This is a genomic window from Oscillibacter sp. (assembly GCF_032060045.1).
GTDB lineage: Bacteria > Bacillota > Clostridia > Oscillospirales > Oscillospiraceae > Oscillibacter.
The window spans coordinates 15,559-31,091 of sequence record NZ_DAMBZJ010000034.1 but is presented as its reverse complement, the minus strand read 5'-3'; the positions used below and the strand labels follow the sequence as shown (position 1 = coordinate 31,091).

At 55.8% G+C, this 15,533-nt stretch carries 13 protein-coding genes, 2 pseudogenes and 1 riboswitch; of the genes and pseudogenes, 9 read left to right on the top strand and 6 right to left on the bottom strand.

What is annotated here, in order from left to right:
• The 4 genes and pseudogenes from RT018_RS12865 to RT018_RS12850 form a co-directional block, all read right to left on the bottom strand.
• Positions 1–1,356 (bottom strand): annotated as a pseudogene (locus RT018_RS12865) (cytidyltransferase-related domain protein); the annotation flags it as partial.
• A 424-nt stretch (positions 1,357–1,780) separates the two neighbouring features.
• Positions 1,781–2,653: a rhomboid family intramembrane serine protease gene (locus RT018_RS12860; RefSeq protein ID WP_312942600.1), complete on the bottom strand. Its 873-nt coding sequence runs from the start codon at positions 2,651–2,653 to the stop codon at positions 1,781–1,783.
• Positions 2,654–3,065: 412 nt separating this feature from the next.
• Positions 3,066–3,629, bottom strand: a complete 564-nt coding sequence (locus RT018_RS12855) for a hypothetical protein (protein WP_312942599.1) — start codon at positions 3,627–3,629, stop codon at positions 3,066–3,068.
• Positions 3,620–4,093 (bottom strand): hypothetical protein, encoded by a 474-nt coding sequence (locus RT018_RS12850; protein WP_312942597.1) that lies wholly within the window; start codon positions 4,091–4,093, stop codon positions 3,620–3,622. Before RT018_RS12850 ends, RT018_RS12855 begins: the two co-directional genes overlap by 10 nt.
• A gap of 278 nt (positions 4,094–4,371) precedes the next feature.
• Here RT018_RS12850 and RT018_RS12845 point away from each other — a divergent pair, with 278 nt between their 5' ends.
• From RT018_RS12845 to RT018_RS12805, 9 genes are all read left to right on the top strand, one after another.
• Positions 4,372–4,821 (top strand): Lrp/AsnC family transcriptional regulator, encoded by a 450-nt coding sequence (locus RT018_RS12845; protein WP_312942595.1) that lies wholly within the window; start codon positions 4,372–4,374, stop codon positions 4,819–4,821.
• An 88-nt stretch (positions 4,822–4,909) separates the two neighbouring features.
• Positions 4,910–5,004: riboswitch (SAM riboswitch) on the top strand.
• A 103-nt stretch (positions 5,005–5,107) separates the two neighbouring features.
• Entirely contained in the window at positions 5,108–6,292 is a 1,185-nt protein-coding gene (metK, locus tag RT018_RS12840) for a methionine adenosyltransferase (protein ID WP_312942593.1), read from the top strand.
• Between the two features lie 254 nt (positions 6,293–6,546).
• Positions 6,547–7,227 carry an HAD family hydrolase gene (locus RT018_RS12835; protein WP_312942591.1) on the top strand — a complete coding sequence of 227 codons (681 nt, stop codon included), beginning with the start codon at positions 6,547–6,549 and terminating at the stop codon, positions 7,225–7,227.
• Positions 7,228–7,292: 65 nt separating this feature from the next.
• On the top strand, positions 7,293–8,309 hold the full coding sequence (locus RT018_RS12830) for a glycosyltransferase (protein ID WP_312942589.1): 1,017 nt from the start codon (positions 7,293–7,295) through the stop codon (positions 8,307–8,309).
• Between the two features lie 19 nt (positions 8,310–8,328).
• Positions 8,329–9,864: an O-antigen ligase family protein gene (locus RT018_RS12825; protein WP_312942588.1), complete on the top strand. Its 1,536-nt coding sequence runs from the start codon at positions 8,329–8,331 to the stop codon at positions 9,862–9,864.
• 5 nt (positions 9,865–9,869) lie between these two features.
• Positions 9,870–10,625, top strand: a complete 756-nt coding sequence (locus RT018_RS12820) for a TSUP family transporter (protein WP_312942602.1) — start codon at positions 9,870–9,872, stop codon at positions 10,623–10,625.
• A gap of 54 nt (positions 10,626–10,679) precedes the next feature.
• Positions 10,680–11,603 (top strand): cysteine synthase A, encoded by a 924-nt coding sequence (gene cysK, locus RT018_RS12815; RefSeq protein ID WP_312942586.1) that lies wholly within the window; start codon positions 10,680–10,682, stop codon positions 11,601–11,603.
• A gap of 287 nt (positions 11,604–11,890) precedes the next feature.
• Positions 11,891–12,685, top strand: a complete 795-nt coding sequence (locus RT018_RS12810; RefSeq protein WP_312942584.1) for a cell wall hydrolase — start codon at positions 11,891–11,893, stop codon at positions 12,683–12,685.
• 62 nt (positions 12,686–12,747) lie between these two features.
• Entirely contained in the window at positions 12,748–13,542 is a 795-nt protein-coding gene (locus RT018_RS12805) for a TIGR04255 family protein (protein ID WP_312942583.1), read from the top strand.
• A 157-nt stretch (positions 13,543–13,699) separates the two neighbouring features.
• Here the strand turns inward: RT018_RS12805 and RT018_RS12800 are convergent, their stop codons facing one another.
• Together RT018_RS12800 and RT018_RS12795 are read right to left on the bottom strand one after the other, a co-directional pair.
• Positions 13,700–14,929 carry an NADP-dependent isocitrate dehydrogenase gene (locus tag RT018_RS12800; RefSeq protein ID WP_312942582.1) on the bottom strand — a complete coding sequence of 410 codons (1,230 nt, stop codon included), beginning with the start codon at positions 14,927–14,929 and terminating at the stop codon, positions 13,700–13,702.
• 1 nt (position 14,930) lies between these two features.
• A pseudogene (locus RT018_RS12795) lies at positions 14,931–15,533 on the bottom strand (hydratase); the annotation flags it as partial.

The following is a 15,533-nucleotide window of genomic DNA, read 5'->3' as shown; positions in this document are numbered from 1 at the left end:
GCCCGCCAGCACCCGGCCAAGCAGCGCGGCCGCCCGGCGGCGAACACCGCCGTCGGGAATCAGCAGCAGATCATAAAGAAATTCCAGGGTTTGCTCCTTCTGAGAATGAGACCAATAGGTGAAATATTCTTCAAAAATTCCGAGATATGCGCCCAGTCTTGCGGCGCTCTGCTCGCTGCGGGCGGATTCCAGAATGTTGGCAAACAGCCGCTCGTGGCCAAGTCGATGCATCAGGCGCAGGTTGTGGTCCACTGCCGTCAGCCGCAGGGCTGAAGCCACCTGATCCGGGCGCATCAACGCCGGGTCGGTTTTGGGCGGCGGTGGAACGTCGTTTCCTGTAAGGTCCACATCCGCGCCGAAGGAGCGGATATAATTCTCAAAATCCAGAAGCTTTGCATAGACGTGGCGATAGCGCTGCTCCTTGGCGTAGCTCACGTTGTCGAGCTTAGAAAGAATCACGTCAAAGGCTTCCTGAATGGAGTAAATACGGGCAATTTCCTGCCCGCTTTCGTCGCGGGATTGCTTCACCCGGAAGTCGGCGTACACCAGTGCGAGAGACTCCGAGGACAGGTTTTCAAGCTCCAGATCCCACACGGAGTGGTTGGCGGCGATCAGGCCGATTGTCTCCATCCCCCGCTGGGAGAACCATTGGTCGGTGTAGTGATAGTGGAGATAGGGCACCCGTTCCCCGGCCTTGCAGCCGAATTTTCCGATGTCATGACCCGCAGCGGCGGCGGAGAGTAAAGGCAGGTCCACGGACCCGCCTGCCGCGTGGTAGGGCCGCATAATGCTCATGGCAACGTGATGGACTCCGGCGATATGCTCCAGCGTGCGGAAAGGGGTTACCTCCCGGCCAAGGCGCATGGCCTCGTATACATACTCGCCCCGGAAGCGCACCAAGAACTGACGGTATTCCTCCGCCGTGCCACTGTGGGAAAGTTCCTCCTCTGTGCAAAAAGCAAAGTCGAACTGGGGGTCAAAAGGGAGGGATTCCCGCTCGGCGTTCAAAAGAATCTGCAGGATGTTGAGATAGCATAACGCTCCATCACGCTGTTTGGCAGTGTGTTCCATGTCTGCCGAATCGTACAACAAAGACACCGCCACGTGGTAAGCATAGTCCATCCAGCCCTCTTTTGGGGGAAGCGTCAGTCGGTTCAGCAGGGGGAGGGCCAGCGCCAGCACGTCTTCACAGGTTAGTCGCTTTTCGAGAGTGTTCAGAGGTGCAAGTGCCTCGTCCCACTCCCGGGGCAAAATCAGCGCGGCGGCGTCCGCCCCGCTCATGGCCAGCTTGCGCAAAAAAGTCTGCGATGAAAAAGCACGGACTAATTTCTCCGTCAGTGAGTTGACACGCTCCATAAACTTCCTCCGATCCGCCCGTCCGGACACGCTTGCGCACCCGGCGGCGCGGGCGGAAATTCCGCCCATATTGGTGTGATGCTGCCAAGGCGCAAAGCGCCGACGCGGCATATCGTTAAAATCGCGTATGATTGCAGCTTTTAATTATTATACAGCCATTTTGCTCCGTACAAAAGACGGCGGCGAATTTTTCTTCACCTTTGGCGGAACTGCTGAATTTTTATGCGGGTTTTAGAGAAAACAACAAAATCAGCTGACCCTCCATCCGTTTCTTTTGGGAAGATTTCTCGGATAGAGTGCATCCCGCGTGCTGCCGGAGAAAAAAGACAAACGCGAAGGCCCCGGGGAAGTACCTTCCCCGGGGCCTTACTCCACATCGCCCGCAGGCGATCAATGAAATCTTGTCAATTGAAGAAACCTCTGGTCAAGAGGTAAAGTGCTCGTGGTTGAAAATGTGATCCTCACAGAAACAATGGTAGCCTGTGCAGCGGGAGCAGTACCGGAATTGAAGATTGGGATACTCCGCGTCCGTCCGTCCGCAGACGGCGCACTTGTGGTGATAGCCCTGCTCCCTGGCCTTTTTCTCCTGCTTCTTGGTGGCGGCCTTAAACTGGACGGTGCGGTGGGAGTTGGCGTGAGCGGCGTAGCCCCGCTGGCGGGAAATAGCCCCGCTGATCTCCGTCCAGAAGAAGACAAAAAAGTTCAGAATTGCCACCACTGGCAGCAAAGCACCCAGTAAGTTCAGCTGGAATGCCGCGAAGAGAATACTCATGGCAAACAGCCCCCCATCCAGCCAGGCCAGCCATTTTAGCTTCACGGGAATAATGAAAAACAGCAGAATCTGAAGGTCCGGATAGAGCACGGCAACGGCAAAAAACATGGAGAGGTTGATATAGAAGGCACCTGAAATGATGCCGCTACCCCCGGCAAAATACACGATAAAGCCCGTCAGAACAGACAGCACCATACCGGAAAGATAATACAGTGTGAATTTCGGGGTACCCCATTCCCGTTCCAAGAGATTGCCGATCCAATAATAAAAATAAAGGGACAAAATCAGAAAGAAAACGTTGCGGGCGTTGACGGGCATGAAAATAAAGGTGATAAGCCGCCAGATTTCTCCACGAAGCACGTGGTAAGGAGAAAAGATGAGGAACGAGACAGCGGCACTGTTGCTGAACTGGAGCAGCAAAAACGCAATCGCATTACCCGCCACAACATATTTCATCAAGTTGGGAATGCCGAACCGGGGGTGGTTATACGCGAACCGATCAACGGCGCTGTTGAGCTTTTTCAATGCAGGACCCTCCAAGCATACAGGTAAAATACAAGTGACATTATAACCGGGTTCGGCGGAAAAGTCATGTATAATTTTTAAATTTCTTCTAGTAAAGAGAAAAACTGGACGCGAAAGAGCATAATTGTTGCGCGACGGCACAGCTTCCACCGAATCTATGCCAATTGCCTACGATGTGCAGAACTTGCAATTGTGGGAAGCATAAATAGCTTAAATAGCAGTAATCAGGCAATGAATGCTTTTTAATGCAGAGCGCAAAAAGAGCGGGCAGAGCCTAGGCTCTGCCCGTCCTTTATATTACAAAATTCTGCCTGCGATGTGCCGCCTTTTTGAAGGGAATATTGCTGTGCAGAAACGCCGTTTTGCAAAGGCAGGAATTAGGGGCATAACAAAGATATAAGGAAAAAAGAAATTATTGTTGCTCCAGTTTATAGCCAAGAAGGTCGGCCAGATGCTGTACATCGTTCAAATCTTTGCGCTGCAAGTTCTTGCCCAGTTCCCAGGGAAGCACGGTGTAAAACCAACTGTTGATCCGATTGACATAGCAAAACCAGGACCACAGTAAATCGCGGAGCTCTTCTTTGGTTTCAATGGTCGCATAGGATTCCACAATTTTGTCGTGGAAGTAAGCAAATTTGGGCATGTTCAACCAAGGAGCCGGGCAATTGGGCTCCAGCACGTCACCCAAAAGATGAGCAATCGGACCGTTGAGGTAAATAAAAAGCTGCTTGCAAATATCCAAAGAGAACCTTTCATCGCCCAGCACGCAGTACATGGTGGGTTCGATGGTCCACCAGCCCATTGCCTGCGTGTCGGCGTTAAGGAAAAACAGATTGCCGAGATATTGGTGGTTGGTACCGGCGCCGCTGGGGAAAATGCCGAGCTTGCTCATCGTGACCTCGGTTGGCTCATGAAACCAAACCTTTTCAACTTCGTTATGAATTTCGCGCTTCAGATCCATCCAATTTACTGACATGCGATTGCCTCCCCTCTGCTGAAAATAACCGTAGCAAGCTCATGATAAAGGTAAGTATGATTCCAGCAATCCATGCCGCCGCGGTGGAATGCTTCGAGATACTGCGGCTCGACCCTTGCCATGATTGGCCCCATGTTGGGCAGAGGCTCGGAGCAGGGGCCGTATGTCATGGCAAAATACCAGCCGGACCAGGCAATGTCGCCGTTGGAGCAGTCGCAAAGGGCGGGGACATCCCTGCCACCCAAGGGATTGGACTGATCACCGACATTGTTGGGAACATGATATGGAGGAATCGGACGGCATTGAACATAGTCGCCCGTGGACAGAGTGTTATGGGCCTCACACTCCATTGGTGCTGCAATTTTTTCCCAAAGTTCATTTGCAAGGGTGGGGTGCTTGTCTTCTATGACCTCTGCGTAGACAATAATATTGGCTTTGGGAAACTCAATCTTGATTTTACGCAAGTTAAACGCCTCCTACTAAACAGACTCAGGCTTTTTTAGCCGGGCGTTGTACACCCGCCGGACCATTCCGCCCATTGAAAATATTATAGCAGGCGTATTTGCGCATTGTAATGTTAATCGCTGCGTTAGGAAGTGCCATTTTGTGAAAAAACTCTATTTTTTATCGAAAAAAGAGTCCAAAATAAGTTGAATTACCACCCTAATTCCTATATAATATTATCGCGGTTTTTGTGCCGCTTTGAACTGACGGATAGCTGAGAAATTGGGGGGATTTAAATATGTCTCTGGATGACCTCGATCTCAAAATATTGGCGTTACTGCAGGAAAACGCCAAGGCGAAGCTCAGTGCGATTGCGAAGGAAGTGCATCTAAGTGTAACCGCTGTGAACAGAAGAGTGGAACGGATGGAAGATATCGGCGTGATTCGGGGATACCGGACTCTGATTGATCCGGAAAAACTGGGAATAGGGGTTCATGGATTTCTTATTGGCGGAGTATACCTTATAATGCTAGATCGGTTTTATACTTACATTTCCTCCGTACCTGAGGTTATTCGATGTGAAACCATTATCAGTGGCGGAAAAGAAGTGCTGCTTGAATTTTATTGCAGAGATGTGGATGCGCTTATGGCTTTTTATAACAGTGATATCAAAAAATATTTGGACTCCATGACGGTGTATCTTGTAAAAGGAGTCCCTGGAAAAGACAGCCCTGTTTCACTCAATTAATCAGGTTCTTTAAACGAAATCGGAAAAATTTTTAAATTGCAGCTTGACAAGTGAGAAAAGATTTTATATGATAATTTCACAATTGAATCCCTTATCAAGAGTGGCGGAGGGAACGGCCCGATGAAACCACGGCAACCTGTCTTTGACAAGGTGCCAAATCCGGCGGAATCCGACAGATGAGGAGCAAAAGAACTTTTGCACACTTTCTTTGTTGGAAGGTGTGCGTTTTTGTGCTTCGACGGCGCCGCCAAACGGCGGCTGGAACAAAAGAAAGGACGAATTTATCATGGCAAGACATTATCTCTTTACCTCTGAATCCGTGACCGAGGGGCATCCGGACAAAATCTGCGACCAGATTTCCGATGCGGTGCTGGATGCGATTCTGGAGCAAGACCCTCAGGGCCGCGTGGCCTGTGAAACCACGGCCTGCACAGGCCTCATTCACGTAATGGGCGAGATCACCACCTCCTGCTACGTGGACATTCCCAAAATCGCCCGGGAGGTGGTCCGGGAAATCGGCTATGACCGAGGCAAGTATGGGTTTGACTGCGACACCTGTGCCGTCATCACCTCCATCGACGAGCAGTCCGACGACATCGCCCTTGGCGTGGATAAGTCTTTGGAGAGCAAGGCGTCCGACGACGGAGAGCTTTCCAACGGCGCGGGCGATCAGGGCATGATGTTTGGCTATGCCTGCGACGAGACGCCCGAGCGGATGCCCCTGCCCCTGTCTCTTGCGCAGAAGCTTGCCCTGCGATTGACAGCGGTGCGCAAGAGCGGGCAACTCCGCTATCTCCGGCCCGACGGCAAAAGTCAGGTCACGGTGGAGTATGATGAGAACAATCGCCCCGTGCGGGTGGACACCGTGGTCATCTCCACCCAGCACGACCCGGACACGTCTCTTGAAACCATCCGCGCAGACATGCTTGAACATGTCATCAAGGCCGTGATTCCCGCCGACATGCTGGACGGCGACACCAAATATTATGTCAATCCAACGGGACGCTTCGTCAAGGGCGGCCCTGCGGCCGACACGGGTCTGACGGGCCGGAAGATCATCGTGGATACCTATGGCGGCAGCGCACCCCATGGCGGCGGCTGCTTTTCCGGTAAGGACCCCACCAAGGTGGATCGCTCCGCGGCCTACGCCGCCCGGTATGTGGCGAAGAACATCGTGGCGGCGGGCCTTGCCCGGCGCTGTCAGGTGGAGTTGGCCTACGCCATCGGCGTGGCCCGACCCGTGAGCATTCTGGTGGATACCTTCGGCACCGGCACGGTGGGAGACGATGTGCTGGAAGGTGCCGTTGAAAAGGTGTTTGACCTGCGGCCCACTGCCATCATCCGGGATCTGGACCTGCGCAGACCCATCTATCGCAAGCTTGCGGCATACGGACACATGGGACGTACGGACCTCGGCGTGAAGTGGGAGGACACCGATCGGGTGGACGCACTGAAGGCTGCCGTCAAATAAGAAACCAAAAAACAAGCGCGTCGGGGAAAAATTCCTCGGCGCGCTTGTTGCGCGAAAAACGCAAAAAAATCCTGCGAAGATGGAAAGCCACTAAAAGAATCTGGGACTTTTTATGGCCCCACGCGCTTGTCCCGGGGGCAGAATTGTGATAAGATGGCCGTGTTGTCATCGGTGAAGAGAACCGTAACATCCGTGTCAAAACGGAAGCGCATTTGCCGGGGATAGATTCAATTTATAAGGAGAAGCAGGGACGCATGATGTTGAAAGCGGTAATCTTTGATTTGGACGGCACGCTGCTGAACACGCTGGACGACTTGACGGATGCCGCCAACCACGTCTGTGTACAAAACGGCTGGCCAACCTTTACCACCGGCGAAATCCGCCATATGGTGGGCAACGGAATCCCCAAGCTGGCGGAGCGCTTTACCCCGGAGAGGGAGCGCACGCCGGAAAGAATGGCGGAGTCTGTCCATCGGTTTATGGATTATTACGACGCCCATAAAATGGACAACACCGCGCCCTACCCCGGTGTTTTGAAGATGTTGGAAACTCTGCGGGAGGCGGGAATGAAGCTGGCCGTTTTCTCCAACAAGGCGGACGATTTTTGTCCCGCGCTGGTGCGGCATTACTTTGAGGACGCGTTTGACGCGGTGCGTGGCAAGCGGGACGGAATTCCCGCAAAGCCGGACCCTGCCGGGGTGTTTGCCTTGCTTTCGGAGTTGAGGATTTCCGCGGCGGAGTCCGTTTACATAGGCGACAGTGACGTGGACGTTTTGACCGGGCACAACGCGGGGCTTCGTGTGTGCGGCGTGACCTGGGGTTTTCGAGGCCGGGAAGAGCTAATGTGTGCCGGGGCAGAACTGCTGGCGGACGACGCAGAGGAGCTGACAGCCTTGCTGCTGAACGAAAGGCCGCCGTGTTTTCGGCGCGGTTGACCGGCGGGAGAAAATGGGCTATACTCTAACATTGCGAACTGCGGATAAAGGAGTGGTGTGGAAACATGCCTTCAATCTCTGTGATTGTGCCTGTATATCAGGCGGAGAAGTATATTGAAGCGTGCGTGGAAAGTGTCCAAAACCAGACGTTTTCCGACTGGGAGTTACTTCTGGTGGATGACGGCTGTACCGACGGATCCCCGGCGCTGTGTGACCGATGCGCCGCTGGAGACGGGCGCATCCGGGCGCTTCATAAGGAAAAGAATGGCGGCGTGAGCGCCGCCCGAAATTTGGCGTTGGAGGAGGCTAAGGGCGATTACATCGCCTTTTTGGACGCGGACGACCGCTATGCGCCTTCGTGCCTAGAAACACTGTGGAATCTGCGGCAAGGGGCGGGCGCGGATAGCGCCGCCTGTGCCCATTTAAACTGTCTGCCCGACGGGACAGAGACGCCCGAACGGGTGCTCCTCGCGGGTGTGTACGACGGGGAGGGAATCCGGCAGGGCATCGTGGCCCCCTTACTGGGGGACCGTCTAACCCAGCCCGTGTTCAACGGCTTTATCTGGCGGTTTTTATTCTCACGGGAGATTCTCAGAAGCAAGGGCATCACCTTTGAAGGTGCGTATCTGGAGGACGAGTTGTTTTTAATGGAGTATTTCTGCCATGCGAAACGGCTTGCTGTGACGGAACAGCCCCTCTACCGCTATTATCTCAACCCCGCTTCCGCCACCCACAAGTACATGCCGGACTTTTTGCGGGTCTTCGGCCGCTTTATGGAGCGGAAGGAAGAGCTTGTGGCGCGGAACGGTCTGGAAACCCTCCGCCCCCAGTGGCGGGAAAACTCCAACTGGGCGGGTTTGCTGATTGCCATCGGCAATGAGTATGCCAAGGGAAATTCTCGCTCTGCCCGGGAAAAACAAAAGGCCGTGGAGGCGCTGTGCGCACGGCCTGAGATGGCTCGGGCCATTGCAGAGCTGACGCCGGAGGGTTTGTCGGCAAATAAGCGGCTGGTGGTCCGGCTGGTAAAGGGACGGCACTTCTTCACGCTGACCCAGCTTTACCGCCTGAAAAACCGCAGATAGAAACGGAGAGGGTGCATTCATGTTTTCCATTCGGGAGAGTTTTCTTTTTTCTCTATGGGCCGCGCTGTGTGGGGCCTATGAGCAAAGCGCCCTCCATCGCCTGATGGCGGCTCTGGGCCGGGGGTGCGAGCGTCTGATGGACGGGTCGTGTATTTGTGGCTTTTTCTTCCGGGAGGGGGTCGTGGCCCGGTCGTGGGGCGACAGTCGGACCTGCCGCGTCCTGAGTGCCCTTGTCAATTTACCGGGGGCACTGCTCCATCGGCTGTACGGGGCGTTTCAAGCGCAGTTTGACGGGAGCTTTTTTGCGCGTCTTGCCTTTTCCATGGGAGATGAAACCGCCGTGGGAGAGTTTTGGGTGATTCTGGCGCTGTGGGTCATTCCCTTCGAGCGGTGGAACAACGCTTATAATTTTCTGGGGTTTGCGCTGCTGCTGGTGCTGTTCTACGTGGGCTCCATGCGGCGGTACAGCGATTTCCGGCTGGATGTCAAATCCGTGGGCCCTTACGCCGCCGGAATGTTTCTGGCGGCGGCGCTGGGCGTGGTTTTCTCCGCATATCCCGGCCTTTCTACCCGATTTTTAGTGTACCACGCCACCTGCCTTCTGTGCGTGCTGGTAACAGTTTCGGCCGTGCGGAGCACGGAAGATCTCAAACGCCTTGCTGCCGGCGGGAGCGGCGTGGTGCTGATTTCGTCGCTGTACGCGGTCTATCAGCGGATTCAGGGCGTAGCGGTGAATAAATCCTATGTGGATTTGGACGTGAATTACGGGATGCCGGGACGGGTGGAGTCCTTCTTCGACAATCCCAATACCTTTGCGCAAGTCCTGATTCTGTTGCTGCCACTGGTGTTGGGGCTGGCACTGTGCGCTAGGCGGCCCGTCTTCCGGCTTGCGTCCTTCGGTGTGTTTGCCGTGGGCGCGGCGTCTCTGGCTATGACCTATTCCCGGGCTAGCTGGGTAGGGATGGCGTTTGCCATGGTGGTAGCAGTGATTTTGTGGAAACCCAAGCTGCTCCCCCTGTTTGCCGCCGGGTGCATTCTGGCTGTCCCGCTGCTGCCTGACAGCATTTTAAACCGCATACTGACCATTACCAACAAAGAGGACAGTTCCACCTCCGGGCGGATTCCTCTCTACGAAGCGGCGCTTGCCACCATCAAGACTTCTCCCGTCACCGGGGCAGGCCTTGGCACTGCCGCCGTGCAGCAGTTTATCAAGGACAACAACCTCTACCATGCAAAGGCTCCCTTTGTCCACGCCCACAACATCTATTTGCAGATCTGGATTGAGGCGGGGCTGCTGGGTGTGGTTTCCTTTGTGGGAGCCATGCTGCTGAGCATCAAAAACGCCGCCCGGGCCGTGCGCCACTGCGGCGATTCTGCCGCCCGCACCCTCACCTGTGCCGCCGCGTCTGCCCTGTGTGGCATGATGGTCTGTGGCCTTGCAGACTATCCTTGGAACTATCCCAGAGTGATGAGCGTATTCTGGTTCGTGTTTGCCCTGTGCGTCGCAGGAACAAAGCTGTGCGGACGAGAAGAAGAGAAGGAGGCGCGCCGGTGAGCGAATTGCTGCCCTATCTGATTGTTTGCCCGCTAGTGTTTTTGGCGGGATTTGTGGATGCCATCGCGGGGGGCGGAGGACTGATTTCCCTGCCCGCTTACCTGCTGACCGGGCTGCCCGTGCACAACGCCATCGCCACCAACAAGACCTCCTCCGCCATGGGTACCGCCATTGCCACGTTTCGCTATGCCCGCAGCGGGTATATCCCGTGGCGGGAGTCGTCCGCCGGAGTGGTGTTTGCGCTGATCGGCTCCACGCTGGGAGCGAAGCGGGCACTGTTGCTGAACGAAGGGGCATTCCGCATCGTCATGCTGGTGATTCTGCCCCTTACCGCTGTGTATGTTCTGCGAGGCAAAGCGTTGAAAGAGACGGAAGAGCGGGAGGAATTTCCCCTGAGCAAAACAATTGCCATCGTAATTGCGGCGGCGCTGGTCATCGGCGTATACGACGGGTTTTACGGTCCTGGCACCGGCACATTTTTAATTTTGATACTCACCGGGGCGGCCCACATGGACCTGCGCAAGGCCAATGGGGTGACCAAGGCCATTAATCTGGCCACCAATGTGGCGGCGCTGGCGGTATACCTGTTCAGCGGAAAGGTGCTGCTGACGCTGGGGCTGACGGCGGGGCTATTCAGCATCGCCGGAAATTATGCCGGGGCGAGGTTTTTCTCCAGCAAGGGCGCAAAGTCCGTAAAACCCGTGATTCTGGTTGTGCTGACTATTTTCTTTGTCCGTGAGCTTTGGAAGCTGTTAACCTGACGCGTGGGCTGCCGTGCGTGGATGGATTGCCGCCGCAGGCGGAGAGGGGGCTTTATGAACATTTACGAAGGAATAGAAGACCTCATTGGACACACGCCGCTGGCGCGGCTTCGCAGAATCGAACAGGAATACGGACTGGACGCGGCGTTACTGGCAAAGTTGGAGAGCTTTAACCCCGCAGGCAGCGCCAAAGACCGGGTGGCCGCGCGCATCATCGCGGAGGCGGAGCGGACCGGGCGGCTCACGTCCGGCGGCACGATTATTGAGCCTACTTCCGGAAACACAGGCATTGGCCTTGCCGCTGTGGGTGGCGCACGGGGCTATCGCGTGATTCTCACCATGCCGGAAACCATGAGCAAGGAGCGGCAGAGCTTAATCCGGGCCTATGGCGCGGAGATCGTCCTCACATCAGGAAGCGAGGGCATGGCAGGCGCGGTAAAAAAAGCAGAAGAGCTGCAAAAGGCCACGCCGGGAAGCATCTTAGGCGGTCAGTTTGACAATCCCGCAAACCCGGCGGCTCATTATGATACCACGGGTCCGGAAATCTGGGCAGATACCGACGGCCAGGTGGATCTCTTTGTGGCGGGCGTGGGCACTGGCGGTACCGTCAGTGGGGTGGGGAAGTATCTCAAGGAGAACAATCCCCGCGTGCAGGTGGTTGGCGTGGAGCCGTCCGCTTCGCCGCTGCTGAGCCTTGGAATTGCGGGACCTCATGGGCTTCAGGGCATCGGCGCGAATTTTGTGCCGAAAAATCTGGACCGAGCGGTTCTGGATGAAATCATCCCCGTTTCCGATGAAGACGCTTATGCGATAGGCCGCGTGCTGGCGCGGCGGGAGGGCTTGCTGTTGGGCATTACTTCCGGCGCGGCGGTCTGGGCTGCGATTCAACTGGCGAAGCGGACGGAAAACCGGGGGAAAACCGTTGTGGCTCTGCTGCCGGACACGGGAGAGCGCTATCTCTCCACGCCCATGTTCTGAGAAAATACACGCCGGAGAAAACATAGTTTCATTGTTTCGCGCCAGTTGGCGTGAACTCTGCAAAGCGTTTCATACCGAAACTGTTTGACCGTTTTATGCAGCCCCGTTCCAATCAGAACGGGGCTGCATTTTTGTGCTTCCTTATATTTCCAGTTTATCCATTTTTTGAAGCTTGTAACTTTTTGTAACCTCCTGTATGCTTTTTATGGGAAATTCACATAAATTCGGAAGCACTGCACCCTGCGCACACCGTGCTGCCGGGGGAAGAGCAGAAAGGACGACGGAAAATGAGACGCGTGATGACAGCGGCAATGCTGGCGGCGACGTTGGCGGTGAGAGTCGCCATTCCCGCTGCGGGATTGAATCGGACGGTACCGGTGCAGGTAGACGGTGAAATCATGGATTCGGTGAATTACATACGAGACGGTGTGACCTACGTCCCCCTGCGGACGCTGCTGGATGCGTTTGGCGGCTGGAAGCTTTTCTGGGACGGGACGCGAAAAGAGGCTGTGGCCGAGAGCGAAGACCGGTGGCTGAGGGTGAATCCCGCCCTTGACTCCCTCACGGTGAACGGATATACATATGAGGGAATTGTGACGGTGGAAAATGGACGGACCTATGTTCCCCTGCGGCTGATTGCCACCGCCTGCGGAGGAGCTGCCGCGTGGGACGGGATCTTCGGCGGCGCGGCGGTGACATCCCCCAATGCCCCTTATGACGCGGAAGAACTGTATTGGCTCTCCCGTATCATCAACGCCGAAAGCGGAGGGGAGCCGCTGGAGGGCCGAATTGCGGTGGGAAATGTGGTTCTGAACCGGGTGATCTCTTCAGAGTTTCCCGATACCATCCGACAGGTGGTGTTTGACAGAAAGGATGCCGTGCAGTTTGAACCGGTGAGCAACGGGACGGTTTATAATCCTCCCTCCGACGGCTCCGTGGTGGCGGCAAAGATGGCACTGGACGGAGTGAGCGTGGTGGGGAAAAGCATGTATTTTTACGCGCCTTCTTTGTCCCAAGGGCTGTGGATCAACGGAAACAGGACCTATTACACCACGATCGGCTGTCATCGCTTTTACCTTTGATTGACTTTTTTTGGCCAGAGGGCTATGATAAGGGCAACGTTGAAAAAAGGAGCCTTTGAGCTATGCTGTTTTCCAAACATCCCAGAACGGTTTATACAAACGCCCCCGCCCATGAGGTGATCTGCCAGTTTCGGTTTCCCACGATTCTGACCATCAACGAGCAGGAGCCCGCGGCGTTTCAGGAGGCGATTCGGGAGGACTTTCCCCAGTTTGCCCGGAAGGAGGACGCGGTTCCGCCTCAGGTGGAGGGCATGGGCGGTCCCAATCCGCAGGTCCGGCAACAGAAGGCCGTGAGTAATTATCATTTCGTGTCTTCGGACAACCTGTGGAAAATCAACCTGACTCAGAACTTTCTGGCCCTATCCACCCTGCGCTATACCGGATGGGAGGAATTTGCCCGGGAACTGGACCGGCCTCTGGCAGAATTTATCCGCATCTATAAACCTGCTTATTTCGAGCGGGTGGGCCTACGGTATGTGAACATTCTCTCCCGGGAGAAGCTGGCTTTGCAAGGAACGCCGTGGACGGAGCTGATTACACCCGCCTATCTCGGTCCTCTTGCCGAGCCAGATGTGCGGGAAGAGGATGTGCTTAACTGCGGAGTGGACCTGCAATGCAAGCTGAATTCCAGCAGCGTGGGGAAAATTCACGCCGGTCCGGGCCGTTTACGGGGCAATCGGCCCGACGGGCAGCAGGACCCTGAGGTGAAATTTATCTTCGACATGGATTTGTCCATGGGCGGGAAAATGGACTGCAAGCTTTCCGCAGGCGCGATGGAGACGCTTCACGCCCACGCTACGGAGCTGTTCGAGGGTGCGGTGACGGATGCACTCCGCGCCGCCATGCAGCCGGAGTAAAGAACGCGCTCTTTTTACAATCTGCTATAAAACCCCTGGGGGAGAACGAGCAGTTCTCCCCCGGGGGTTTTTATAGGGAAGCAACACGAAACGTTGAGAGGCGGCCCCAAATGGGCCGCCTCTCAGTCCTATGCTAGGAAAGGAGCAATGGGACGGTTTACCGCCCAGAGGCACTGTGCATTTTTGCGAACAGTCGCTTTGCGATGGCCTCCAAAGATTCCTCGAAATTGACGACTTGCCTGCAATGCTCCTGTTCTACCAAAACCGCCAGATCGCCGGTGAGGATGCCGTCCCGCATGGTTTCAAGGCAGGCGCTCTCCAATTTTCCCGCGAAGGAAACTAAATCCGGCAGTCCGTCCAACTCCCCCCGGCGGCGCAGAGCGCCGGTCCAGGCGAAAATAGTGGCTGTGGCGTTGGTGGAGGGCTTTTCTCCGGTGCGATAGCGGTAAAAGTGCCGCGTGACGGTGCCGTGGGACGCCTCGAACTCCACGGACCCGTCCGGAGCCATCAACACGGAGGTCATCATAGCAAGAGAGCCAAAGGCGGCGGCCACCATGTCGCTCATCACGTCGCCGTCGTAATTCTTCAGCGCCCAGACGAAGCCACCCTTGGAGCGCATGACGCGGGACACCGCGTCGTCGATCAGCGTGTAAAAATACTGAAGGCCCAAGGGGGTGAATTTCGCCTTGTAGGTGGATTCAAACTCCTCGTCAAACACCCGACGGAACTCCCCGTCGTACTCCTTGGAAATGGTGTCCTTGGCGGAGAACCACAAATCCTGCCTTGTATCCAGCGCATACTGAAAGCAGGAGCGGACAAAGGCGCGGATAGAAACCTCCGTATTGTGCTGGCCTTGAAACACCGCGGGGCCTTTTGTCTTTGCGACGGTAAGACTTTGCGTTCTACCGCTTTCGCCGGTGAAATCCAGTGTGGCGACTCCTGGCTCGTCCGTCACTAACTCCACGGCCTTGTACATGTCGCCGTAGGCGTGACGAGCCACAGTGATGGGCTTTTCCCAGCCCGGCACCGCCGGACGGAGGAAGGGAAGCAAAATGGGTGCACGAAAGGCCGTTCCGTCCAACACAGCACGGATGGTACCGTTGGGCGAGGGCCAAATTTCTTTCAGGCCATATTCCTCCTGCCGCTGGCGGTTGGCGGTGATGGTGGCGCATTTCACCGCCACGCCCAGCCGTCGGGTGGCGTTGGCCGCTTCCAGTGTGACGTGATCCCCCGTCTCATCCCGATGGGGTAGGCCCAGATCGTAATATTCCGTTTTCAAATCTACGTAGGGGCAGATCAGTTCGTCCCGGATGATGCGCCAAAGCACGCGGGTCATCTCGTCTCCGTCCATCTCCACCAAGGGCGTTTTCATTTGAAGCTTTTCCATTTCAGCCATTCTTCTTTCTATAATAATTCATAAGGCACCCATCCAGCAGAATCTCCCGCTCCTCTGCCGTCAGGTCCTGTAAGTGGAGGGTGAGGGGGATGGTGGTCCCGTCTCTGCGCAGCAGCACGGCGGACAGGGACTCCTTTTCGCGGATGACGGCCTCCCGCACATCAGGAATATATACGTGGTCGCCGTTCTCGCCGGGGAAGTCCGTATCCATAGTGAAGGGGAAAATGCCCCAGTTGATGCAGTTGGAGCGGTAGCGCTTGGTGGCAAAGCTTTGGCAGAGGTTGGCGCAGCCCCCCAGCACCCGCTGGCAGGAGGCTGCTTGCTCCCGGGCGGAGCCGTCTCCGGGCCGGTTCGCGTAAATGGCGGAGCCGAATTGGGTGGTTTTCAGAAGTGCCATCCCGTCGCCCACGCGATTGAGAAGAGAAACCAGCTTTTCCACAGGTTTTCCCGCCAAACGCTCCGCTTCCTCCGCGGCAATTGCCTTGGCGCGGGGAACGTATTGCGGTTCTCGGCGGGACAGGGTAAACTCCGCCAGCCGCATGGGATTGGAACGGTAGGACGAGGTTTCGCCGGAGGGAATCAGCTCATCGGTGGT